15 protein-coding genes are annotated in these 22712 nt (G+C 69.2%); 8 read left to right on the forward strand and 7 right to left on the reverse strand.

Annotated features, from left to right (window positions below; all coding sequences use genetic code 11):
• Nucleotides 1-34 precede the first annotated feature (34 nt).
• Genes QWJ38_RS21200 through QWJ38_RS21210 form a run of 3 tightly spaced genes read left to right on the forward strand, consistent with a single transcriptional unit; the run spans nucleotide 35 to nucleotide 5466 of the window.
• Nucleotides 35-1408, forward strand: coding sequence for a DNA recombination protein RmuC (locus tag QWJ38_RS21200; protein WP_290361131.1), 1374 nt, complete (start codon nucleotides 35-37; stop codon nucleotides 1406-1408).
• Nucleotides 1405-2586: an MFS transporter gene (locus QWJ38_RS21205; protein ID WP_290361132.1), complete on the forward strand. Its 1182-nt coding sequence runs from the start codon at nucleotides 1405-1407 to the stop codon at nucleotides 2584-2586. The genes QWJ38_RS21200 and QWJ38_RS21205 overlap by 4 nt, the downstream gene beginning before the upstream one ends.
• Nucleotides 2587-2643: 57 nt before the next feature.
• Entirely contained in the window at nucleotides 2644-5466 is a 2823-nt protein-coding gene (locus QWJ38_RS21210; protein WP_290361133.1) for a M16 family metallopeptidase, read from the forward strand.
• 15 nt (nucleotides 5467-5481) lie between these two features.
• Here QWJ38_RS21210 and QWJ38_RS21215 read toward each other — a convergent pair whose 3' ends face one another.
• Both QWJ38_RS21215 and QWJ38_RS21220 read right to left on the reverse strand, forming a co-directional pair.
• A complete protein-coding gene (locus tag QWJ38_RS21215) occupies nucleotides 5482-6867 on the reverse strand; it encodes a VWA domain-containing protein (RefSeq protein ID WP_290361134.1) in 1386 nt (461 codons plus the stop codon).
• Nucleotides 6868-7172: 305 nt separating this feature from the next.
• Nucleotides 7173-7997: an SDR family NAD(P)-dependent oxidoreductase gene (locus tag QWJ38_RS21220; RefSeq protein WP_290361135.1), complete on the reverse strand. Its 825-nt coding sequence runs from the start codon at nucleotides 7995-7997 to the stop codon at nucleotides 7173-7175.
• 51 nt (nucleotides 7998-8048) lie between these two features.
• Between QWJ38_RS21220 and QWJ38_RS21225 the strand changes: the two genes are divergently transcribed.
• On the forward strand, nucleotides 8049-8639 hold the full coding sequence (locus QWJ38_RS21225) for a GNAT family N-acetyltransferase (RefSeq protein ID WP_290361136.1): 591 nt from the start codon (nucleotides 8049-8051) through the stop codon (nucleotides 8637-8639).
• Between the two features lie 16 nt (nucleotides 8640-8655).
• Here the strand turns inward: QWJ38_RS21225 and QWJ38_RS21230 are convergent, their stop codons facing one another.
• The 4 genes from QWJ38_RS21230 to QWJ38_RS21245 all read right to left on the reverse strand — a co-directional run bounded on the left by QWJ38_RS21230 (nucleotide 8656) and on the right by QWJ38_RS21245 (nucleotide 14785).
• Nucleotides 8656-10671: a M3 family metallopeptidase gene (locus QWJ38_RS21230; RefSeq protein ID WP_290361137.1), complete on the reverse strand. Its 2016-nt coding sequence runs from the start codon at nucleotides 10669-10671 to the stop codon at nucleotides 8656-8658.
• Nucleotides 10672-10683: 12 nt separating this feature from the next.
• Nucleotides 10684-11538 (reverse strand): bifunctional methylenetetrahydrofolate dehydrogenase/methenyltetrahydrofolate cyclohydrolase FolD, encoded by an 855-nt coding sequence (folD, locus tag QWJ38_RS21235; protein ID WP_290361138.1) that lies wholly within the window; start codon nucleotides 11536-11538, stop codon nucleotides 10684-10686.
• A 62-nt stretch (nucleotides 11539-11600) separates the two neighbouring features.
• Nucleotides 11601-12224: a response regulator transcription factor gene (locus tag QWJ38_RS21240; RefSeq protein ID WP_077037755.1), complete on the reverse strand. Its 624-nt coding sequence runs from the start codon at nucleotides 12222-12224 to the stop codon at nucleotides 11601-11603.
• Nucleotides 12221-14785, reverse strand: a complete 2565-nt coding sequence (locus QWJ38_RS21245) for a PAS domain-containing sensor histidine kinase (RefSeq protein ID WP_290361139.1) — start codon at nucleotides 14783-14785, stop codon at nucleotides 12221-12223. The genes QWJ38_RS21240 and QWJ38_RS21245 overlap by 4 nt, the downstream gene beginning before the upstream one ends.
• Nucleotides 14786-14991: 206 nt before the next feature.
• On the opposite strand from QWJ38_RS21245, the gene aceE reads away from it, so the two are divergent.
• From aceE to QWJ38_RS21265, 4 genes are read left to right on the forward strand one after another with little or no spacing between them, the layout of a single operon-like run.
• Nucleotides 14992-17697, forward strand: coding sequence for a pyruvate dehydrogenase (acetyl-transferring), homodimeric type (aceE, locus tag QWJ38_RS21250; protein ID WP_290361140.1), 2706 nt, complete (start codon nucleotides 14992-14994; stop codon nucleotides 17695-17697).
• 27 nt (nucleotides 17698-17724) lie between these two features.
• Entirely contained in the window at nucleotides 17725-19398 is a 1674-nt protein-coding gene (aceF, locus tag QWJ38_RS21255) for a dihydrolipoyllysine-residue acetyltransferase (RefSeq protein WP_290361141.1), read from the forward strand.
• A gap of 15 nt (nucleotides 19399-19413) precedes the next feature.
• Nucleotides 19414-21201 carry a dihydrolipoyl dehydrogenase gene (gene lpdA, locus QWJ38_RS21260; protein WP_290361142.1) on the forward strand — a complete coding sequence of 596 codons (1788 nt, stop codon included), beginning with the start codon at nucleotides 19414-19416 and terminating at the stop codon, nucleotides 21199-21201.
• A gap of 18 nt (nucleotides 21202-21219) precedes the next feature.
• A complete protein-coding gene (locus tag QWJ38_RS21265; protein WP_290361308.1) occupies nucleotides 21220-22137 on the forward strand; it encodes a TIGR01777 family oxidoreductase in 918 nt (305 codons plus the stop codon).
• On the opposite strand, the gene QWJ38_RS21270 is transcribed toward QWJ38_RS21265, so the two are convergent.
• Nucleotides 22131-22691, reverse strand: a complete 561-nt coding sequence (locus QWJ38_RS21270) for a hypothetical protein (RefSeq protein ID WP_290361143.1) — start codon at nucleotides 22689-22691, stop codon at nucleotides 22131-22133. The genes QWJ38_RS21265 and QWJ38_RS21270 overlap by 7 nt on opposite strands.
• Between the last annotated feature and the right edge of the window lie 21 nt (nucleotides 22692-22712).

The raw sequence follows: 22712 nt of genomic DNA on the forward strand, positions 1-22712 counted from the left end.
GCGGGCCGCGCCGGCGGCCTGAGACAATCGCCCGATGACGACGATCGAGATGCTGTTGCTGGCCGCCCTGGCCCTGGTTCTTGTGCTGCTGGTCCTGCTGCTCGCGCGCCAGCGGCCGGCCGTCGATCCGGGGCCGCAGCTCGCGCAAGCCCTGGCCCCGGTCATCGCGCAATCGAGCGAGCGGCTCGAGCGCGAGCTGCGCGACGAGATGGGCCGCAGCGCCAGCGGCACGCGCCAGGAGCTGCTGCAGGGCATGAGCCAGTTCCAGCAGACGCTGAGCCTGGGCCTGCAGGCCAGCAACGAATCGCTGGCCAGCCAGGCGCTGGCCTCGCGCGGCGCGCTGGATCAGGCGATGCAGCGCCTGACCGACGCGATGCGCGAGCAGCTGCGCACCATGTCGGCGAGCAATGAGCAGCGCCTGGCCGAGCTGCGCGGCACGGTCGAGCAGCGCCTGACCAGCATCCAGCAGGACAACGAGAAGAAGCTCGAGCAGATGCGCGCCACCGTCGACGAGAAGCTGCATGCGACCTTGGAGCAGCGCCTGGGCGAGAGCTTCAAGCAGGTGGCCGAGCGGCTGGAGCAGGTGCACAAGGGCCTGGGCGAGATGCAGAACCTGGCGCGCGACGTGGGCTCGCTGAACCGGGTGCTGACCAATGTGAAGACGCGCGGCATCTTCGGCGAGGTGCAGCTGGCAGGCCTGCTGGAGCAGGTGTTCACGCCCGAGCAGTACGCGGCCAATGTGGCGACGGTGCCGGGCAGCAACGAGCGGGTCGAGTTCGCGATCCGGCTGCCGGGCCAGCGCGACGATGGCCAGCCGCTGTGGCTGCCGATCGACGCCAAGTTCCCGCGCGAGGACTACGAGCGCCTGCTCGATGCGCAGGAGCGCGCCGACGCGGCGGTGGCCGAGAGCTCGGCGCGCGCGATCGAGTCGCGGCTGCGCCTGGAGGCGCGCACGATTCGCGAGAAGTACATCGCCCCGCCGCACACGACCGACTTCGGCATGCTGTTCGTGCCGACCGAGGGCCTCTACGCCGAGGCGCTGCGCCGGCCCGGCCTGGTCGAGGCGCTGCAGCGCGAGCACAAGGTGATGCTGGTCGGCCCGACCACCCTGCTGGCCACGCTCAACAGCCTGCAGATGGGCTTTCGCACCTTGGCGCTGGAGAAGCGCTCGGCCGAGGTCTGGGAGGTGCTGGGCGCGGTCAAGACCGAGTTCGGCAAGTTCGGCGAGGTGCTGGCCAAGACCAAGAAGAAGCTCGACGAGGCCAGCAACACGATCGAGCAGGCCGAGACCCGCACCCGTCAGATGTCGCGCAAGCTGAAGAGCGTGGAGGCGCTCAGCGATGAGTCGACCGCGCGCCTGCTGCGCCTGGAGTTGCCCGGCGAGGACGCCGACGAGGCCGAGGTTTGAACTCCGACCGGCCGCCGCCGACGCATCTGCGGCATGCCTTCCCCTGGCTGGTCGCGACCCTGATCGCCGTCCATGCCTGCATGGCGGTGACCCGGGTCGCGGCCAGCCTCTGGGTGCTCGACCATGGTCACGGCGAATGGGCGGTCGGCGTGCTGCTGAGCCTGTTCGCGGTCGCGCCCATCGTGCTGTCGCTGTGGGCCGGGCGGCTGGCCGACCGGCATGGCTTCCACCGCCCGGTCGGCATGGGCGTGCTGCTGGCCAGCGCCGGCGCCCTCATCGCGCTGGCCAGCCAGCAGCTGTGGGCGATCGGTCTGTCCTGCCTGGCCAGCGGCGGCGCGATCAGCCTGGCGGCCGTCGCGATCCAGCGCGAGGCGGGGCTGATGGCCGATGACGCCGGCGACCTGAAGCGGGTGTTCAGCTGGGTCGCGCTGGGGCCGGCGCTGTCGAACGCGATCGCGCCGGTGGCGACCGGCCTGCTGATCGACCATGCCGGCTACCGCAGCGCCTTCGCGCTGGCCGTCGTGCTGCCGGCGCTGTCCTGGGCGCTGGCGCAGAAGGTGCCGCGCCATCCGCCGCAGCAGCATGCCGGGGGCGAGAAGAGCCGGCCGGCCTGGGACCTGCTGCGGGCGCCGGCGTTGCGCCATCTGCTGCTGCTCAATATCGCCTTGTCGGCCTGCTGGGATGCGCACAGCTTCGTCGTGCCGGTGGTCGGCCATGCCAAGGGCCTGTCGGCCGCCAGCATCGGCCTGGTGCTGGGCTCCTTTGCCGTCGCCGCGACCCTGGTGCGCCTGGCGATCGTGCGCTGGGCCGACGATATCGACGAGCTGAAGGCCTTGCGCGCCGCGATGCTGCTGGCCACCGGCATGCTGGCCGTCTATGCCTGGCTGCCGGGCACGGCCGGTCTGATGTTCGGCTCGGCGGTGCTGGGCCTGGCGCTGGGCTCGGTGCAGCCGATGGTGCTGGCGACCCTGCACCAGGTGACGCCGCCCGAGCGCCATGGCCAGGCGCTGGGCCTGCGCATGCTGGCCACCAATGGAGCGACGGTGGCGATGCCGCTGGGCTTCGGCCTGCTGGCCGCGGCCAGCGTCGCCGCCGCGCCGCTGTGGCTGATGGCCTCGGTGCTGGTCGCGGCCCAATGGCCGGCGCGCCAGGTGCGCCTGCACCGCCTCGAACCCTGAGCGGCGCGATAGGCCGCACAATGGGCCGGCCGACCATCGCCGAGAAAGTCCGCCACGATGCGCCCGATCCTGATCGCCCTGGCCCTGGCCGCCAGCCTGGGCCTTGCCGAGGCCAAGACCGCCAATCCGCCCAGTCCGCCCAGTCCGCCGAAGGCGCCGGCCAAGGCCGCCGCCCTGCCGGCGCCGAAGCCCGCGCCCGCGCCGGAGGCCCCGCTGCCGCCGCCCCCGCCGGCCCCACCCAGCCTGCTGCGCGAGATCGGCGGCATCGAGGAATACCGGCTCGCCAACGGCCTGCAGATCCTGCTGTTCCCCGACGAGGCGCAGAGCACGACCACGGTCAACATCATGTACCGCGTCGGTAGCCGGCACGAGTCGCAGGGCGAGTACGGCATGGCGCATCTGCTCGAGCATCTGCTGTTCAAGGGCACGCCCAGCCTGCGCGACATTCCGGAGGAATTCGCGCGCCGCGGCATGCGCTGGAACGGCACGACGACCGCCGACCGCACCAACTACTTCGCCAGCTTCAACGCCAACGAGCAGACGCTGGACTTCGTGCTGCGCTTCGAGGCCGACCGGATGCTCAACAGCCTGATCGCCAAGTCCGATCTGGACAAGGAGATGAACGTCGTGCGCAACGAGTTCGAGCGCGGCGAGAACGAGCCGATGCAGGTGCTCAACAAGCGGGTGCAGGCGCTGGCCTATGACTGGAATGCCTATGGTCATTCGACGATAGGGCCCAAGAGCGATATCGAGAACGTGCCGATCGAGCGCCTGCAGGCCTTCTACAAGCGCTTCTACCGGCCCGACAACGCGATGCTGATGGTGGCCGGCCGCTTCGACAAGGAGGCGACGCTGCAGCGCATCGCCGCCGCCTTCGGCCCGCTGGGCAATCCGGCCGGGCCGGTGCCCGAGCCCTACACGGTCGAGCCGGCGCAGGACGGCGAGCGCCTGGTGGTGGTGCGCCGCGTCGGCGGCCAGCCGGCGCTGATGGCCTATTACCATGTGCCGGCGCTGGCGCATCCGGATTCGGCGCCGCTGGTGGTGCTGGGCCTGATGCTGTCGCTGCAGCCCAGCGGCCAGCTCTACAAGGAGCTGGTCGAGCCGCGGCTGGCGCTGTCGGCCGGTATCGGCGGGCTCGGCGGCGTCGAGCCGGGCGGCATGCGCGCCGTCGCGGTGCTGCCGCCGGATGCCGATCTGCCCAAGGTCGAGCAGCGCCTGCTCGACCTGATCGAGGGCCGCGCCGGCAAGCCCTTCGACGAATCCGAGCTGCAGCGGGTGCGCGAGCTGGCGCTGCTGTCCTACCGCGAGCAGATGAAGAACCCGGAGGCGCTGATCCAGCAGATCTCCGGCCTCGGGGCGGCCGACTGGCGGCTGCTGTTCCAGCTGATGGAGGACCTGCCCAAGGTCAGCCTGGCCGATGTGGAGCGGGTGCGCCGCGCCTACCTGCGCCCGGCCAATCGCAGCCTGGGCCGCTATCTGCCCTCGGCCAGCGTCGAGCGGGTGGAAATCCCGGCGGCGCCGCCGCTGAACGAACGCCTGGCCGCGCTGAAGGGGCCGCCCAGGCTGGAGGACGGCGAGCGCTTCGACCCGACGCCCGAGCAGCTGGCCGCGCGCACGCGCAGCGAGGTCCTGCCCAGCGGCATCGAGCTGCACACCCTGGCCAAGAGAACGCGCGGCAACACGGTGCGGCTGGAGATGCAGCTGCGCTGGGGCGAACGGCGCGCCACCTTCGCGCGCCGCGGCACCGACCTGGTCGGTCGCCTGATGTCCGAGGGCAGCCGCAGCTACGACAAGCAGCAATTGCGCGATGCGCTGCAGCGCCTGAAGGCTTCAATGAGCATAGGCACGGCCGACCAGGGCCTGCTGCTGTCGCTGAGTGCCGAGCAGGACAGCTTGCTGGAGGCGCTGAAGATCGCCGCCGATGTGCTGCAGGCGCCGCTGCTGCCGCGCGAGGCCTTCGAGCGCGGCCAGCAATCGGCGCTGGCCGCGCTGCAGGCGGCGCGCCAGGAGCCCGAGAGCCTGCGCCAGCAGGCGGTGCGCGCGCACTACAACCAGGCGCGCGGCGTCGGCCGCGGCGATCCGGACTATCTGCGCAGCATCGACGAGCGCCTCGAGGACGTGAAGGCGACCAGCCTCGACGATGTGCGGCGCTTCTATGCCGACTATGTGTCGGCCAACGAGGCGCGCGTGGCCGTCGTCGGCGCGCTGCCCGAGGGCCTTGCCGCGGCGATCGAGCAGCTGTTCGGCGGCTGGAAGAAGCCGGCCGCGCCGCGCTATGTGCGCTACATCGCGCCGGCGATCACGGTGGCGCCGGCCCGCTTCGACGTGCCGGCACGCGACAAGGCCAATGCGCTGGCGCAATGGCGGCAGGACTTCGCGCTGAACGACCGCGACCCGGACTATCTGCCGCTGCTGCTGGCCCACCATGTGTTCGGCGGTGGCGCGCTGGAGAACCGGCTGGCGACGCGGGTGCGCCAGCGCGAGGGCCTCAGCTACGGCATCGGCTCGGGCCTGGCGGTCAGCCACTTCGGCCATGCGGCCGGGCTGACGATAGGCGGCAGCTTTGCGCCGCAGAACCGCGATCAGGTGTTGGACCTGGTTCAGCAGGAACTGCGCCGGCTCAGCGAGCAGGGCATCACCGAGGCCGAGCTGGCGCGCGCCAAGACCGATGTGCTGGAGGCGCGCCGGCAAAGCCGCGCGCGCGAGGCGGTGCTGGCCAGCAGCCTGCTGCGCATGGCCGACGACGGCGAGAGCTGGGCCGAGGTGGCGCGACGCGAGGCCGAGCTGCAGGCGGTCAGCGTCGAGCAGGCGAACGCCGCCTGGCGCAGGCTGATCCGGCCGGACGGCTTCGTGATCTCGACCGTCGGCGATTTCAAGTAGCGGTCCCGGCGGCCCTCAGGGAATGCCGACCACGAAGGGAATATCGAAGCTGCTCTGGCCGGCCTTGACCTGCACCTGGCCAAGCAGGGCGGCGCCGGAGCGCAGGCTGCCCGCCGTCTCGGCATTGATGGTCCAGCGCAGCCGGTAGACCGGCTGGCCCAGGCTGACCAGATTGCCGACGCTGCCGTACAGCGGCAGCAATTGTTGCGTGTTGTCGGCATAGAGGAAGGCGCCGCCGGTGCCGTTGGCCAGCTCGGCGAGCGCGACCGGGTCGACCCGCTTGGACAGGCCGATGGTGAACAGCCGCGTGCCCTCCTGCCGGGCCGCCGCGATCGTGCGCTCGCGGGCGAGGCGGCAGGCCTCGGCGCCGTTGCAGCTGGTGTCGGCGCCATCGGTGAAGATGACGATGGCCTTGGGCAGGCCGGCTGGTGCCGGCAGCGTCGTCGCGATCTGCTGGCGGAGGCCGTCGATCGAGTCGTACAGCGGCGTGTTGCCGCCCAGCTGCATGGCCAGCCCGTCCAGGATGGGGAAATAGGCGCTGCTGGCCGAGGCCCGGTCGCGGAAGGGGCCGTAGACGCTCAGCGGCGAGCTCGGGATGGCGGCGCCGGGCATGCCGGCAAAGGCGGCCAGCAGCGCCTGGTCGCCGCTGCCCAGGCCCTGCACAAAGGCCTTGGTCGAGTAGAGCCGGGCGCCGGTCGGATCGGTATCGGCAATGCTGCCGCTCTGGTCCAGCAAGAGGGCGGTGGCAAAGGGCGTGAGTGGCGCGCCGGCGATCAGGGCCAGCGCCTGCGGCTGCGCGGTGAGCGGCGTGTAGCCGGTGTCCGGGCTGCTGCCGGGACCGTCCACGCAGTCGTGGCCCTCGGTGCTGGCCAGCGGGCTGCAGGCGCGCAGGCTGAAATCGGCGGCCGTCAGGTTGGTGATGGGCTGCGATTTGCCGTCGACGACCAGCAACTCGATCTCGAAGCTCATCTGCTGGCCGGCGGCGTCAACGCCCGGTGCCGCACCGCTGCGCGTGGCGAGCGATCCGCCGGCCGGCGCGGTCGAGCGCTCCAGCGTGACCGCCGTTTCCTTGACCTCGCTGGCCGAGCCGGACACGGTCACGCTGCCGGGGACGAAGCTGTCGCGCGACAGGCTCAGCGTGGCGCTGGCGGTGGGTGAATCCAGCGGCACCAGCGCCGTGCCTTGCGCATCGGTGCGGACCTGCTGGCCCTGCGGCCCCTGCACGGTCACGCCGGGCACCGGCGCGCCGAAACTGTCCTTGACGGTCAGCTTGACCACGCCCGGCGTCGGCGGGGCCGGATTGCCGCCGCCGCCCCCGCCGCAGGCGGAGAGCAAGAGCCCGGCCAGCAGCGCCGCCGGCAGCGGCGCGCGACCCATCGTGGGGTATGAGCGCTTAGGCATGATTGACTCCTTTTGCGGCAAACGGCGCCGGTACGGGGCCAGACCTTGCGTCGGCCCCGCGGCAGCCGGAGGAGAGCATTCGGCGTGCCGACATCGGGCCCCGGACGCGCCGGACCCCTCAAATGAGCGGTGTCGCCGATGCGGTGTCTGGAGGACCGGCAGCGCTAGCGCAGAATCGCCGGCGCCATATCCGCTGAAATCAAGCGTTTGCCTTCAGGATTGCAAATGCCGATAGCATCTTGTGCTCCCGCGAGACACAGACGGCATCGCCCGGCTTGATGCGCTGAGCCGGCGGGCGCCGCAGCTCAGAGTCGGTCCAGGCCGAAGCGCTCGCTCAGCTTGCGATCCAGCAGCGCCGTCGGCAGCCAGCGCTTGAACAGCGGCAGCTTGCGGCTCTGCGAGCCGGTGCGGCAGATCGGCCCGGCCCGTGGATCGAGCAGATGCGTGGCTACGGTGGCCGCGAACTGGTCGACCGGGGTGGCACCGTGCTGCTGGGCGTCGGCGCGGCCGCGCACGAAGGCCGCGATGCCGCGGTAGAGCGAGTCGTCCGGCAGCCGCACGCGCTCCTTGGCCGCGGCGCCGAAATGCGAGGCGATGCCGCCCGGCTGCACCGTCACCACCCGCAGGCCCAGCGGCGCCAGCTCCATGCGCATCGCGTCGGCCAGCGCATGCAGGGCCGCCTTGCTGGCGCAGTAGGCGCCCGCAAACGGCGTGGTCAGCAGGCCCGAGATGCTGCCGACATGGGCGATGCAGGCCCCCGGCCGTCGGCGCAGCAGCGGCAGCAGCGCGCGGCTCAGCATCACCGGCGCAATCACATTGGTCTCGAACTGCGCGCGCAGATCCTCGGCCTGCAGATCGATGACGGCGCCGAACTGGCCGTAGCCGGCGTTGTTGATCAGCAGATCGAGGCCGTCCGGCGCGCTCGCCTGCAGCGCGGCGACGGCGGCTTCGATGCTGGCGGCGTCGTTGACGTCCAGCGCCAGCGTCTGCAGGCCGGCGGCGGCCAGCTCGGCGAGCGCGGCCGGCTGGCGCGCGCTGGCGATCACCCGGTGGCCGCGGCGCTGGAACTCGCGCGCCAGCGCGGCGCCGATGCCGCTGGAGCAACCGGTAATGAGGACGGTCTTGGGCATGCTGCGGTCTGAATGCGAAGATGATCCGATTCTGACCGCACAATCGCGGCGATGGACTCCGGACTATTCAGCATCGAGGGCGGGGCCGTGACGGCGCGCGCGCTGGCCGCTGCCGACGTGCCGGCGCTGCAGCGCTTCTTCGAGGCCAATCCGGACTACTTTGTCCTCACCGGCGGTGCGCCGCCCGGCGCGAACGAGGCGCAGAGCGAGATGGACGATCTGCCGCCGGCCGGCATGAGCTACACCGGGCGCTGGGTGATCGGCTTCGCCGACGCCGGGGGCGGGCTGCAGGCGATGGCCTCGCTGCTGTCGGACTTCCTGGCGCCCAGGGTCTGGCATCTGGGCCTGTTCATCGCTGCCACTTCGCTGCACGGCAGCGGCCGGCCCCAGGCCTTCTACGACGCGCTGGAGCGCTGGATGAACGGGCAGGGCGCGCAATGGCTGCGCCTGGGCGTCGTGATCGGCAATGCGCGCGCCGAGCGCTTCTGGCACCGGCAGGGCTTCGTGCAGACGCGCGAGCGCGGCCCGCTGACCATCGGGCAGCGCCAGCAGATGCTGCGGGTGATGGTCAAGCCGCTGGCTGGCGGCACGCCGGCGCAATATCTGACCCTCGTCGCCCGCGACCGGCCGGGCGAGGCCTGAAGGCGTCCGCGACGGGTCAGGCCATGCCCTGATGCCGCAGCAAGGCGTCGATCTGCGGCTCGCGGCCACGGAAGGCCTTGAAGCTGTCCATCGCGTCGCGCGAGCCGCCGACCTCGAGGATGTTCTGCAGATAGCGGCGGCCGGTGTCGGCATTGAACACGCCCTCGACCTCGAAGGCGCTCCAGGCATCGGCGCTCAAGAGCTCGGCCCATTTGTAGCTGTAGTAGCCGGCCGAGTAGCCGCCCGCGAAGATGTGCGAGAAGCTGTGCTGGAAGCGGTTGAAGGCCGGCGGGCGGATCACGGCAACTTCGCTGCGCACCTCGTCGAGCAGGGCCTGCACGGCCGCCTCGCTGCCGGGCTCCGCGTGCAGGCGCATGTCGAACAGCGCGAACTCGATCTGGCGCAGCGTCTGCAGGCCGCTCTGGAAGTTCTTGGCCGCGGTCATCTTGTCGAACAGCGCGCGCGGCAGCGGCTCGCCCGTGTCGACATGGGCGGTCAGCTGCTGCAGCACTTCCCATTCCCAGCAGAAGTTCTCCATGAACTGGCTGGGCAGCTCGACGGCATCCCATTCGACGCCCGAGATGCCCGACACGCCCAGCTCGTCGACCTGGGTCAGCAGATGATGCAGGCCATGGCCGAACTCGTGGAACAAGGTGGTCACATCGTCGTGCGTCAGCAGCGCCGGCTTGTCCCCCACCGGCGAGGCGAAATTGCAGACCAGCTGCGCGACCGGCGTCTGCTGCACGCCTTCCGGCCGCGCCCAGCGGCTGCGCACCTCGTCCATCCAAGCGCCGGGGCGCTTGCCGGGGCGGGCGTAGAGGTCGAGGTAGAACTGGCCGACCAGTTGCCCCTCCCGTTCGAGCCGGTAGAACCTGACCGTGTCGTGCCAGACCTCGGCCTGCTGCTCGACGATCTTCACATTGAACAGGCGCTCGATGATGTCGAACAGGCCCTGCAGCACGCGCGGCACGGTGAAGTACTGGCGCACCTCCTGGTCGCTGAAGGCGTAGCGGGCCTGCTTCAGCTTCTCGGACGCATAGGCGTTGTCCCAGACCTGCAGCTCGGCCAGGCCCAGCTCCTCGCGGGCGAAGCTCTGCAGCTCGGCCAGGTCCTTTTCCGCGAACGGTCGCGCCCGGCGCGCCAGGTCGCGCAGGAAGTCCAGCACCTGGGCGGGCGAGCTGGCCATCTTGGCCACCAGCGAGGCCTCGGCGAAGTTGCTGAAGCCGAGCAATTGCGCCTCTTCCTGGCGCAGCATCAGCAGCTCCTGCATCAGCGCGCTGTTGTCCAGCTCGGGCTTGGCGCCCAGCTCGCTGGCACGGGTCACGTAGGCACGGTACAGCGTCTCGCGCAGCGCACGGTTCTCGCCGTACTGCATCACCGGCATATAGCTGGGAAAGTGCAGGGTGATCTTGTGGCCCTGCTTGCCCTCGGCCTCGGCGGCCGCGCGCGCGGCGGCGACCACATCGGCCGGGACGCCGGTCAGCTCCTCGGTCGTCGCGTAGTAGGCGAAGCCATCGGTCGCGTCCATCACATGCTCGGAGAACTTCTGGCCCAGCTCGGCGCTGCGCTCCTGGATCGCCGCGAAGCGCTCCTTGGCGGCGCCCTGCAGTTCGGCGCCGGACAGCACGAAATCGCGCAGCCAATGCTTGAGCGCCTGCTGGCGGGCCGGGTTCAGCGGCGCGCCGCTGGCCTTGATCGCCTTGTACTTGGCATAGAGCTTCTCGTCGGCGCCCTGGCGGGTGAAGAACTCGGTGACGGCCGGCAGCATCGCGTTATAGGCCTCGCGCAGCTCGGGCGTGTTGGCGACCGCGTTCAGATGGCCGATCGCGCCCCAGGCATGGCCCAGGCGCTCGGTCGCCACGCCCAGGGTCGCCGACAGCGCGTCGTAATCGGCCGGCGTCGCCTCCGAGGTCGCCAGCGCCAGCGCCCGGTCCGCCTCGTCCAGCAATTGCTGGATCGCCGGCTGGATGTGTTCGGGCTTGATCGTCGCGAAGGCGGGCAGGGGGGCGGTGCTCAGCAGGGGGTTGCTCATGGTGTCTCGAACTCAGGAAGTCGCGCGTTCGGCCGACTCTAGCGTGTTGACCAAAAGCATGGTGATCGTCATCGGTCCGACCCCGCCGGGCACCGGGGTGATCCAGCCGGCCACCTGCTTCACGCCTTCGAAGTCGACGTCCCCGCAGAGCTTGCCCTCGTCATTGCGGTTCATGCCGACGTCGATGACGACCGCGCCCGGCTTGACCATGTCGGCGGTCAAGACCTTTTGCTTGCCGACCGCGGCGACGATCACGTCGGCCTGACGCGTCATCGCGCCGAGGTCGGCCGTGCCGCTGTGGCAGATCGTCACCGTCGCATTGGCTTGCAAGAGCATCATCGCCATCGGCTTGCCGACGATATTGCTGCGGCCGATCACGACCGCATGCTTGCCGCGCAGATCGGCCATGCCGATGCTCTCCAGCATCTTCATGCAGCCATAGGGCGTGCAGGCCTTGAAGCCCGGCTCACCGACCATCAGCGCACCAGCGCTTTCGACGGCGAAACCATCGACATCCTTGGCCGGCGAGATCGCCTCGATGACCTTGTGGGAGGCTATGTGCTTGGGCAGGGGCAGCTGCACCAGGATGCCGTGGATCGTCGGGTCGTTGTTCAGCGCCTCGACGCGGGCCAGCAGCTCGGCCTCGCTCATCGTCGCCTCGTACTTCTCCAGCACCGAGTGGAAGCCGACGTCTTCGCAGGCCTTGACCTTGTTGCGCACATAGACCTGGCTGGCCGGGTTGTCGCCGACCAGCACGACGGCCAGGCCGGGCTTGGTGCCCCTGGCCGTCAGCGCGGCGGCGCGCAGCGCGACTTCGGCGCGGACTTGCTTGGACAGCGCGACGCCGTCGATGAGAGTTGCAGTCATGAATCGGGACTCCAGAAGTGCAAGAGGCCGCTGTCAGGCGGCCTCTTCAGGGTTTGTGCGGATCAGACCTTGGCCGGTGCGCCGAGCGCAATCTTGAGCAGGTCGGCGACGGTGTTGGCGTTGAGCTTTTCCATGATGTTGGCGCGGTGCGCCTCCACCGTCTTGATGCTGATGCCCAGGTCGTCGGCGATCTGCTTGTTCAGGCGGCCGGCGACGATGCGCTCCAGCACCTGGGCCTCGCGCGTCGTCAGGCGCGACAGCAGGGCGTCGCGGCTGGCGGCTTCCTGGTGGGTCGAGAAGGCATTGCGCGCCTGGTCCAGCATGCGCTCGACCAGGGCCAGCAGCTCGTCTTCCTTGAAGGGCTTCTCGATGAAGTCCATCGCGCCCTTCTTCATCGTCTGCACCGCCATCGGCACGTCGCCATGGCCGGTGATGAAAACGACCGGCAGGGGGCTGCGGCGCTCGATCAGGCGGTCCTGCAGCTCCAGGCCGCTCATGCCGTCCATGCGGATGTCGGCGATCAGGCAGGCGACCTCGCGCGGGTCATAGCGCGACAGGAAGGATTCGGCCGAATCGAAGCACTTGACGCGGTAGTCCTTGCCTTCCAGCAGCCATTGCAGGGAGTCGCGGACGGCCTCGTCGTCATCGACGACGTAGACATTACCCTTCTTAGGAATCAGGCTCATGGTGTCGCTTTTTCGTTCACTGCTAGCCCCGCCGGCCCTGCTGTCAGGGGCTCCGAGCGGGAGATATCTACCGGGATGGTGAAGGCGAACCGGCACCCCACCACAAGCGATCCATTGTAGAGGTTCTCGGCCCGGATCCGGCCCTGGTGGGACTCCACGATAGACCGGCATAACCCTAAGCCGATGCCCAATCCATCGGCCTTTGTCGAGAAAAATGCCTCATACATCCGAGAAATGACTTCCTCGGGCAAACCCGGCCCCATATCGGTGACGCTGAACTCGATATGACCGCCGAGCTCGGGCGTATGCTTGGGCACGACCCGCAGTTCGATATGCCGGCGCGAGACCGGCAGCGAGGCATTGTCGATCGCCTCGGCCGCGTTCTTCAGCAGGTTCATCAGCACCTGCTCGATCAGGATCGGGTCGACCATCAGCTGCGGCAGGCGCTGGGCCACATAGGTGTGGATCGCGACATTGCGGCGGCGCAGCTCGATGCCGGCCAGCTCGACCGCATCCTCGACGATCGCATAGGCCTGGGCCGCCTGGCGCTGCGGCTCGCTGCGCTTCACGAAGTTGCGGATGCGGTGGATGATCTGGCCGGCGCGCTGCGCCTGCTTGGCGGTCTTCTCCAGCGCGGCCAGCAGATCGTCCTTCTTGATCGCGTCGCCGCGCACCCGCGAGACCATGCCGTTGCAGTAGTTGGTGATCGCCGTCAGCGGCTGGTTCAGCTCATGCGCGACCGAGGAGGCCATCTCGCCCATCGTCATCAATCGGCTGGTCACCTGCGCCTTCTCGGCCTGCTGGGCGGCCAGCGCCTCGGCATGGCGGCGCACGGTGATGTCGGTGGCGATCAGCATCTGCGCCAGACGGCCGTCGGTCCATTGCAGATAGCGCGAGCGCACGTCGAACCACATCTCCAGCGAGTCCACATAGACCTCGCGCGGATCGGAGCCGGTGTCGGTCAGGTGCTGGGCCGGCAGGCCGCTGTAGTCGTCGACCTCCTCGTCGGCGTCCGGGCTGTTGCCGCGACCCAGCTGGCTGCCGGCCAGCAGCGCATGGCCGGCCGGATCGGCGCCGAACCAGAGCCGGTAGCTGCGGTTGGCAAACAGCAGCTCGCCCTGCTGCACCGACAGCACCGACACCGCCGCGTCCAGACCTTCCAGCACCGTCGTGAAGCGTTCGTGCGAGGCGCTCAGCTGGTCGCGCACGCGCTTGGCCTCGGTGATGTTGGTGATGGAGGCCATCCAGCCGCTCTGCTTGCCCTTGGTGTCGACCAGGGGGCTCACATACATGCGCGCGTCGAAGATCGTGCCGTCCTTGCGCATCACCCGCACCTCGGCACCGCCGGCGGGGCTGCGGCCCTGCACCTCCTGCTGCTGCAGCCGCGCGTTTTCCTCGTAGCGATCCGGCGGCCAGTAGGGGAAGGGCGGCTTGCGGCCGATCAGCTCGGCCTCGGAGAAGCCGGTCATCGCGCAGAAGGCCGGGTTCACATAGGAGATGCGCGAATCCATGTCCATGGCCCGCATGCCGGTCAGCATCGAGTTCTCCATTGCGCGGCGGAAGTTCGTCTCCGAGGCTAGCGCGGTCTGGATCTGCAGGCGCCGGCGCATATGGCGCCAGGTGCCCAAGAGCATCCAGACGGTCAGCACCGACAGCGCGACCACCATCCAGAACAAGGTGTTCGAGATCAGGCCGATCGAGGTGCGGTAGCCCTGGCCGCGCAGGATCAGGCCGTTCATCGCCGGCGCCAGTGGCACCTCGTGCAGGATGGACGCGCGCTGGATGCGCTGGCCCGGCATCGGGGTGACGGTGCTGCTGACGACCTGCTCGCGCGCATCGAGCACGGCAATCGCATGGCGGGTCGCCACCTCGGTCGGCACCGAGTAGCGCAAGAGCCCCTCGACCGCGTACTCGGCGATCAGCACGCCGGAAAAGCCGGTGCGGTCGATCAGCGGCACCTGGATCTGGAACACGGTCGTGCCGTTGTTGTCGGCAAAAGGTGGCGAATAGACCGGCTGGCGGCGCTCCTTGGCGGCCTGGAAGGCCAGCTCGGCCGGGCTGGACTGATTGGCGACCGGCATCGAGGGGTCGCTGCCGTCGGTGGCCATCAGGCTGTCGTCCTGGAAGCCGGCGGCGCTGACGCTGGCGCGGCGCTCGCGGCGGGCCGACAGCCAGCTCACATGGGTCAGCTCGGGGCGTTCGCGCGCAAAGGTCTTGGCCTGGGCGCCGAAGTCATGCGCATCGACGGTGCGGGTGACTATTTCGCGAGCGATCCGCACCAGCTGCTCCTGGTTCTCGATCAGGCGCAGGCGGATCTGCTGCTGGGCGATTTCGGTATCGCGCTTGACCGCCTCGGTCTCGCGTTCGATTTCCTCGTTGCGCAAATACCAGAAGGCCGAAATGATGGCCGCGAGAAAGAGCAGGACCGAGATCAGTGGACCGAGCGTGGCGAAGCGGTCCTGGCGGGCCGGCGACTGGCGCCGCCACCAGCTCGCGACCAGGCGCTGCGTCGGCAGGGCGAGCCGGCGCAGGGAGCCGCGGAAATTCGAGAAATGGGGCATGGCGCGATTATCCCGGCGCAAGCGGCCGCTGCCGCTGCTGGAATGTCCTCAAGTTCATAATGTGAAATGCAATCGCACCATTTGAGAGTGCGGCAAACTTGTGCGACACTCGGCCCGACGCATTGCTTTCGACGCAATCCTCTAAAACAGTCGTGGACGGGCGACCCGCTTGCTCCACCGGCAATCCTCGACAGGAGACAAGCAGCATGTCCGCGCAACCGCAAGAATTTCTCGGCGCCGCCGCCAACGACACCGATGCCCTCGAAACCAAGGAATGGCTGGACGCGCTGTCGGCCGTCATCGGCGAGGAGGGCGGCGAGCGCGCCCACTTCCTGCTCGAGACGCTGATTGACCATGCGCGCCAGGCCGGCATCGAGGTGCCGTTCTCGGCCACGACCGCCTACGTCAACACGATTCCCGCCGACCAGGAGGAGCGCTTCCCCGGCAATATCGAGATCGAGGAGCGGCTGCGCGCGATCATGCGCTGGAACGCGATGGCGATGGTCGTCAAGGCGAACCGCCTGAACCCGGAGGACGGCGGCGATCTCGGCGGCCATATCAGCTCCTTCGCCTCGCTGGCGACCATGCTGGGCTGCGGCTTCAACCATTTCTGGCATGGCGACGACGGCGTTCACGGCGGCGACCTGCTCTACATCCAGGGCCACAGCGCGCCCGGCATCTATGCGCGCGCCTTCATGGAGGGCCGCATCAGCGAGGAGCAGCTCCTGAACTTCCGCCAGGAGGTCGACGGCAAGGGCCTGTCCAGCTATCCGCACCCGAAGCTGATGCCGGAGTTCTGGCAGTTCCCGACCGTCTCGATGGGCCTGGGCCCGCTGATGGCGATCTACCAGGCGCGCTTCCTGAAGTACCTGCATGCCCGCGGCATCGCCGACACGAGCAAGCGCAAGGTCTGGGTCTTCCTCGGCGACGGCGAGATGGACGAGCCGGAATCGCTGGGTGCGATCGGCCTGGCCGCGCGCGAGAAGCTCGACAACCTGATCTTCATCGTCAACTGCAATCTGCAGCGCCTGGACGGCCCGGTGCGCGGCAACGGCAAGATCATCCAGGAGCTCGAGGGCGAGTTCCGCGGCTCCGGCTGGAACGTCATCAAGCTGATCTGGGGCAGCTACTGGGATCCGCTGCTGGCGCGCGACAAGGACGAGATCCTGCGCAAGGTGATGATGGAAACGCTGGACGGCGACTACCAGGCGATGAAGGCCAACGACGGCGCCTTCGTGCGCAAGAACTTCTTCGGCCGCCATCCCAAGCTGCTCGAGATGGTCGCCAAGATGAGCGACGAGGACATCTGGCGCCTGCAGCGCGGCGGCCATGATCCGCAGAAGGTCTATGCGGCCTATCACAAGGCCGTCAACACCGTCGGCCAGCCGACCGTGATGCTGATCAAGACCGTCAAGGGCTTCGGCATGGGCAAGATCGGCGAGGGCAAGAACACCGCCCACCAGACCAAGAAGCTGCAGGACGACGACATCAAGGCGATGCGCGACCGCTTCAACATCCCGGTCTCCGATGCCGATCTGCCGAATCTGCCCTTCTACCAGCCGCCCGAGGGCTCGCAGGAACTGAAGTACCTGCACGAGCGCCGCCAGGCCCTGGGCGGCTACCTGCCCAAGCGCCGCCCCAAGACCGACGAGGCGCTGAAGGTGCCGGACCTGGCCACCTTCCAGGCGGTGCTGGATCCGACCGCCGAGGGCCGCGAGATCTCGACGACCCAGGCCTATGTCCGCTTCCTGACCCAGTTGCTGCGCGACAAGGAACTGGGCCCGCGCACGGTGCCCATCCTGGTCGACGAGGCGCGCACCTTCGGCATGGAAGGCCTGTTCCGCCAGATCGGCATCTACAACCCCGCGGGCCAGAACTACACGCCGGTCGACAAGGACCAGGTGATGTACTACCGCGAGGACAAGGCCGGCCAGATCCTGCAGGAAGGCATCAACGAGGCCGGCGGCATGGCCTCGTGGATCGCCGCGGCGACCAGCTACTCGACGAACAACCGGGTGATGATCCCGTTCTACGTCTACTACTCGATGTTCGGCTTCCAGCGCATCGGCGACCTGGCCTGGGCCGCCGGCGACATGCAGGCGCGCGGCTTCCTCTTGGGCGGCACCTCGGGCCGCACGACGCTCAACGGGGAGGGCCTGCAGCACGAGGACGGCCACAGCCACATCCTGGCCGGCACCATCCCCAACTGCATCTCCTACGATCCGACCTTCGCGCACGAGGTGGCGGTGATCCTGCACAGCGGGCTGAAGCGCATGGTCGAGAACCAGGAGAACGTCTACTTCTACCTGACCTTGCTCAACGAGAACTACCCGATGCCGGGCCTGAAGCCGGGTACGGAAGAGCAGATCCTGAAGGGCATGTACCTGCTTGAGGAAGCTGCCGCACAACCGCTGACGGTCAACCTGCTCGGCTCCGGCACCATCCTGCGCGAGAGCCAGGCGGCCAAGAAGCTGCTGGAGGCCGACTGGGGTGTCGGCGCCCATGTCTGGTCCTGCCCCAGCTTCAACGAGCTGGCCCGCGACGGCCAGAACGCCGAGCGCTGGAACCTCCTGCACCCGACCGAGCTGGCCTGCGTGCCCTATGTGACGCAGCAGCTGTCCAAGGTGCAGGGCCCGGTGATCGCCTCGACCGACTATATGAAGAACTACGCCGAGCAGATCCGCGCCTTCATCCCGGCCGGCCGCTCCTACAAGGTGCTGGGCACCGACGGTTTCGGCCGCTCGGACTTCCGCAGCAAGCTGCGCGAGCATTTCGAGATCAATCGCCACTACATCGTCGTCGCCGCCTTGAAGAGCCTGGCCGATGAAGGCAAGATCCCGGCGGCCAAGGTGGCCGAGGCGATTGCCAAGTACGGCATCAACGTCAGCAAGATCAACCCGCTTTACGCCTGATCGGCCGCGACAACGGAGAACAAGAAAATGGCATTGCTTGAAGTCAAGGTCCCCGACATCGGGGACTTCAAGGACGTGGCCGTCATCGAACTGCTGGTCAAGCCCGGCGACACCGTCAAGGCCGAACAGAGCCTGATCACCGTCGAGAGCGACAAGGCCTCGATGGAGATCCCGTCCAGCCACGCCGGCGTCGTCAAGGAACTGAAGGTCAAGATCGGCGACACGGTCAACGAGGGCAGCGTGCTGCTGCTGCTCGAAGCTGAAAACGGCGCGGCCGCCGCGCCGGCGCCCGCCCCGGCTCCGGCCGCGGCAGCGGCGGCCCCCGCGCCCGCCGCCGCCACGCCTGCCCCCGCGCCGGCAGCCGCCGCCGGCGGCACGGTCGAGGTCCTGGTGCCTGACATCGGCGATTTCGACGAGGTGGCCGTCATCGAGGTGATGGTCAAGGCCGGCGACGCGGTCAAGATCGAGCAGAGCCTGGTGACCGTCGAGAGCGACAAGGCCTCGATGGAGATACCGAGCTCGCATGCCGGCGTGATCAAGGAGATGAAGGTCAAGCTCGGCGACAAGGTGTCCAAGGGTTCGCTGCTGGCGCTGCTCGAAGCCGCTGGTGGCGCACCGGCCGCGCCGGCCCCCGTGCCCGCTGCCGCCGCCGCGCCAAGCGCCAATACCGTCGTCGCCCCGGCCGCGCCGGCCGAGCATCGCGCGCTGCCGACGGCCGCGCTGCCGGCCCATGAGCCGACGGCGCCCAGCGGCAAGCTGCCGCACGCCTCGCCCAGCATCCGCAAGCTGGCGCGCGAGCTGGGCGTGCCGCTGGCCGAGGTCAAGGGCTCGGGCCCCAAGGGCCGCATCGTCGAGAGCGATGTGCAGGGCTTCGTCAAGGCGGTGATGGCCGGATCGCTGCAGACGGCCGCGCAGAAGGCGGCCGCACCGGCCGGTGCTGCCGCGGGCGCTGGCGCTGGTGGCGCCTTCCCGGGCCTGCTGCCCTGGCCCAAGGTGGACTTCGAGAAGTTCGGCGCGGTCGAGCGCAAGGAGCTCTCGCGCATCAAGAAGATCTCCGGCGCCAATCTGCACCGCAACTGGGTCGTCATCCCGCATGTGACCAACCACGACGATGCCGACATCACCGAGCTGGAGGCCTTCCGCGTCCAGCTGAACAAGGAGAACGAGAAGGCAGGCATCAAGGTGACGATGCTGGCCTTCATGATCAAGGCCGCGGTCGCGGCGCTGAAGAAGTTCCCCGAGTTCAATGCCTCGCTGGACGGCGAGACCCTGGTGCTGAAGAACTACTTCCACATCGGCTTCGCGGCCGACACGCCCAACGGCCTGGTGGTGCCGGTGATTAAGGACGCCGACAAGAAGGGCATCTTCCAGATCAGCCAGGAGATGAGCGAGCTGGCCAAGAAGGCGCGCGACGGCAAGCTGGGTCCGGCCGATATGAGCGGCGGCTGCTTCTCGATCTCGTCGCTGGGCGGCATCGGCGGCAAGTACTTCACGCCCATCATCAATGCGCCCGAGGTGGCGATCATGGGCGTGTGCAAGAGCAGCATCGAACCGGTCTGGGACGGCAAGGACTTCCAGCCGCGCCTGATCCTGCCCTTGAGCCTGAGCTGGGACCACCGCGTCATCGACGGCGCGGCCGCGGCCCGCTTCAATGTCTATTTCGCCTCGCTGCTGGCGGACTTCCGTCGGATTGCCCTGTAAGGAGAGGAGCCCCACATGGCAATCATCGAAGTGAAGGTCCCGGACATCGGCGACTTCAAGGACGTTGCGATCATCGAGCTGCTGGTCAAGCCCGGCGACACGGTCAAGGCCGAGCAAAGCCTGATCACCGTCGAAAGCGACAAGGCCTCGATGGAGATTCCGAGCTCGGCCGCCGGCGTCGTCAAGGAGCTGAAGGTGGCCCTGGGCGACAAGATCAACGAGGGCACGCTGATCCTGACGCTGGAGGGCGACGCCGCCGCCGCGCCGGCGCCCGCTGCACCGGCTCCCTCAGCCGCCGCCGCTGCGCCGGCTCCCGCACCGCAGGCCGCCAGCTACGCCGGCGCCGCCGATGGCGACTACGACGTGGTCGTGCTCGGCGGCGGCCCCGGCGGCTATTCGGCCGCCTTCCGCGCCGCCGACCTCGGGCTCAAGGTGGCCTTGGTCGAACGCTATGCGACCCTGGGCGGCGTCTGCCTGAATGTCGGCTGCATCCCGTCCAAGGCCTTGCTGCACGTCGCTGCGGTGATGGACGAGGTCAAGCATTTCGCCGATCTGGGCGTCGAATTCGGCGAACCCAAGGTCGAACTGCCCAAGCTCTTGAAGCACAAGCAGAAGGTGATCGGCAAGCTGACCGGCGGCCTGGCCATGATGGCCAAGATGCGCAAGGTCGCCGTCGTGCGCGGCTACGGCACGCTGCTCGATGCGAACCATGTGCAAGTCGAAGAGACCGCCGGCGAAGGCCAGCAGCGCAGCGGCAAGACGCAGACGCTGAAGTTCAAGGCCATCATCCTGGCGGCCGGCTCGCAGGCGGTGCGCCTGCCCTTCATGCCGAACGACCCGCGCGTGATCGACTCGACCGGTGCCTTGGAGCTGACGACGGCGCCGAAGCGCATGCTGATCGTCGGCGGCGGCATCATCGGCCTGGAGATGGGCACCGTCTACAGCACGCTCGGCGCACGCCTGGACGTCGTCGAAATGCTGCCGACCCTGATGACCGGCGCCGACCGCGACCTGGTCAAGGTCTGGCAGAAGATGAACGCGCCGCGCTTCGACAACATCATGCTGAACACCAAGACGGTGGCGGCCGAGGCGACGCCCGAGGGCATCAAGGTCACTTTCGAAGGCGAGGGCGCGCCGAAGGAGCCGCAGCTCTACGACTTGGTGCTGCAGGCGGTCGGCCGCTCGCCCAACGGCAAGAAGATAGGCGCCGACAAGGCCGGCGTCATCGTCAGCGATCGCGGCTTCATCCCGGTCGACGTGCAGATGCGCACCAACGTGTCGAACGTCTTCGCGATCGGCGATCTGGTCGGCCAGCCGATGCTGGCCCACAAGGCGGTGCATGAGGGCCATGTGGCGGCCGAGGTCATTGCCGGCGAGCTGCTGGGCGACGAGAAGCTGGCGCGCGCGCAGTTCGATGCGCGGGTGATTCCCAGCGTCGCCTACACCGATCCGGAAGTGGCCTGGGTCGGCATCACCGAGGACGAGGCCAAGGCCAAGGGCATCAAGATCAAGAAGGGCTTGCTGCCCTGGTCGGCCTCGGGCCGCGCGATCGCCAACGGCCGCGACGAGGGCTTCACCAAGCTGCTGTTCGACGAGGAGAGCCACCGCATCATCGGCGGCGGCATCGTCGGGACGCACGCCGGCGACATGATCGGCGAGATCGCGCTGGCGATCGAGATGGGCGCCGACGCGGTCGACATCGGCAAGACCATCCACCCGCACCCGACCCTGGGCGAATCGATCGGCCTGGCGGCCGAGGTCGCGCACGGCAGCTGCACCGACGTGCCGCCGGCCCGCCGCTGAGGCAAGCGGCCGATGGGCCTGCGCATCCTGCTGACCGGCGGCACCGGCCTGATCGGCCGGGCGCTGTGCCGGCATTGGGCGGCGCAGGGCCATGCGCTGACGGTCCTCAGCCGGCAGTCGCCGCAGCGGGTCGCGGCGCTGTGCAGCGGCGCACAGGGCATCGACGGCTTGCAGCGGCTGGAGGGCCAGCCGCCGCTCGATGCGGTGGTCAATCTGGCCGGCGCACCGATCGCCGACCGGCCCTGGACCGCCGGCCGGCGCCAGCTGCTGTGGGACAGCCGGGTGACGGCCACCGCCGCCCTGGTCGATTGGCTGGGCCGGCAGGCCCAGCGTCCGCCGGTCCTGCTGTCCGGCTCGGCCGTGGGCTGGTATGGCGATTGCGGCGAGCGCCCGCTCGACGAGCAGAGCGCGGCCGGACCCGAAGATTTCGGCGCGGCCCTGTGCCGTGCCTGGGAGCAGCAGGCGCTGCGCGCCGAGGCGCTGGGCCTGCGGGTCGTGCTGCTGCGCACGGCGCCGGTGCTGGCGCCCGAGGGCGGCATGCTGGCCCGGCTGCGGCTGCCCTTCGGCCTGGGCCTGGGCGGGCGGCTGGGGTCCGGCACACAGTGGATGCCCTGGATCCATCTGGACGATCAGGTCGGCCTGATCGATTTCGCTCTGCATCAGCCGTCCTGCCAGGGGCCGCTCAATGCCTGCGCGCCGACGCCGCTGCGCAATGCCGACTTCACCCGCGCCCTGGCCAGGGCGCTGCATCGACCGGCCCTGCTGCCGGTGCCGGCCAGGCTGCTGCGGCTGGCGCTGGGCGAGATGTCGGTGCTGCTGCTCGGCGGCCAGCGGCTGACACCGCTTCGCGCGCTTGAACTCGGCTATCGCTTCAGGTTTCCGATGCTGGACCCGGCCCTGGCCGATCTGCTCGGCCCCTCCGCCGCGTCTCAGTAGGCCGGCAGGGTCGCGCAGTCGGCCGTGCCCTGGCGGTCGACCTGGACGCGAAAGCGTGCCTGCCGCGGCACGCGCCGCCAGGCCTCCGGCGCCAGCGCGCAGGTCCAGAGCCGGCCATCGTCGGCGCGCAGCAGCAGTTCGTAACGCGTCTTGCGCTGGCCCAGGCGTTCGCCCTCCTTCAGCCGCGGCTCCGGCCAGGCCGGCGGCTCGGCCTCGCCGCCTTCCTTCAATGCGCCCCAGCGGCGGCGCCACTGCATCTGGCTGTAGCGGCAATGCTCGGCCCGCTGGCCGTCGGGCCGGTCCATCCAGCGGCGGCTGACGTCGCGCGCATCGGCGGGCAGCGCCTCGCACCAGTCCGAGCCCAACTCGGACACGTATTGCTCGACCTCCAGCTCGAACCGCCAGCGCTTGGCCTCGACCTCGACCGTCACGCCGCGCGGGCCGAACAGCGCCCAGCCCAGCGGCAGGAAGAGCAGGGCGATCAGCGGCAGCGCCCAGCGCAGTCGGCGGGGGGCGCGCGCGAGCACCGGGTGGCGGCCTTCTTCCTTGTCCATCGTCGCATTGTCGGCGGGCGC

This window comes from Roseateles violae, from assembly GCF_030410485.1.
GTDB lineage: Bacteria > Pseudomonadota > Gammaproteobacteria > Burkholderiales > Burkholderiaceae_C > Roseateles_D > Roseateles_D violae.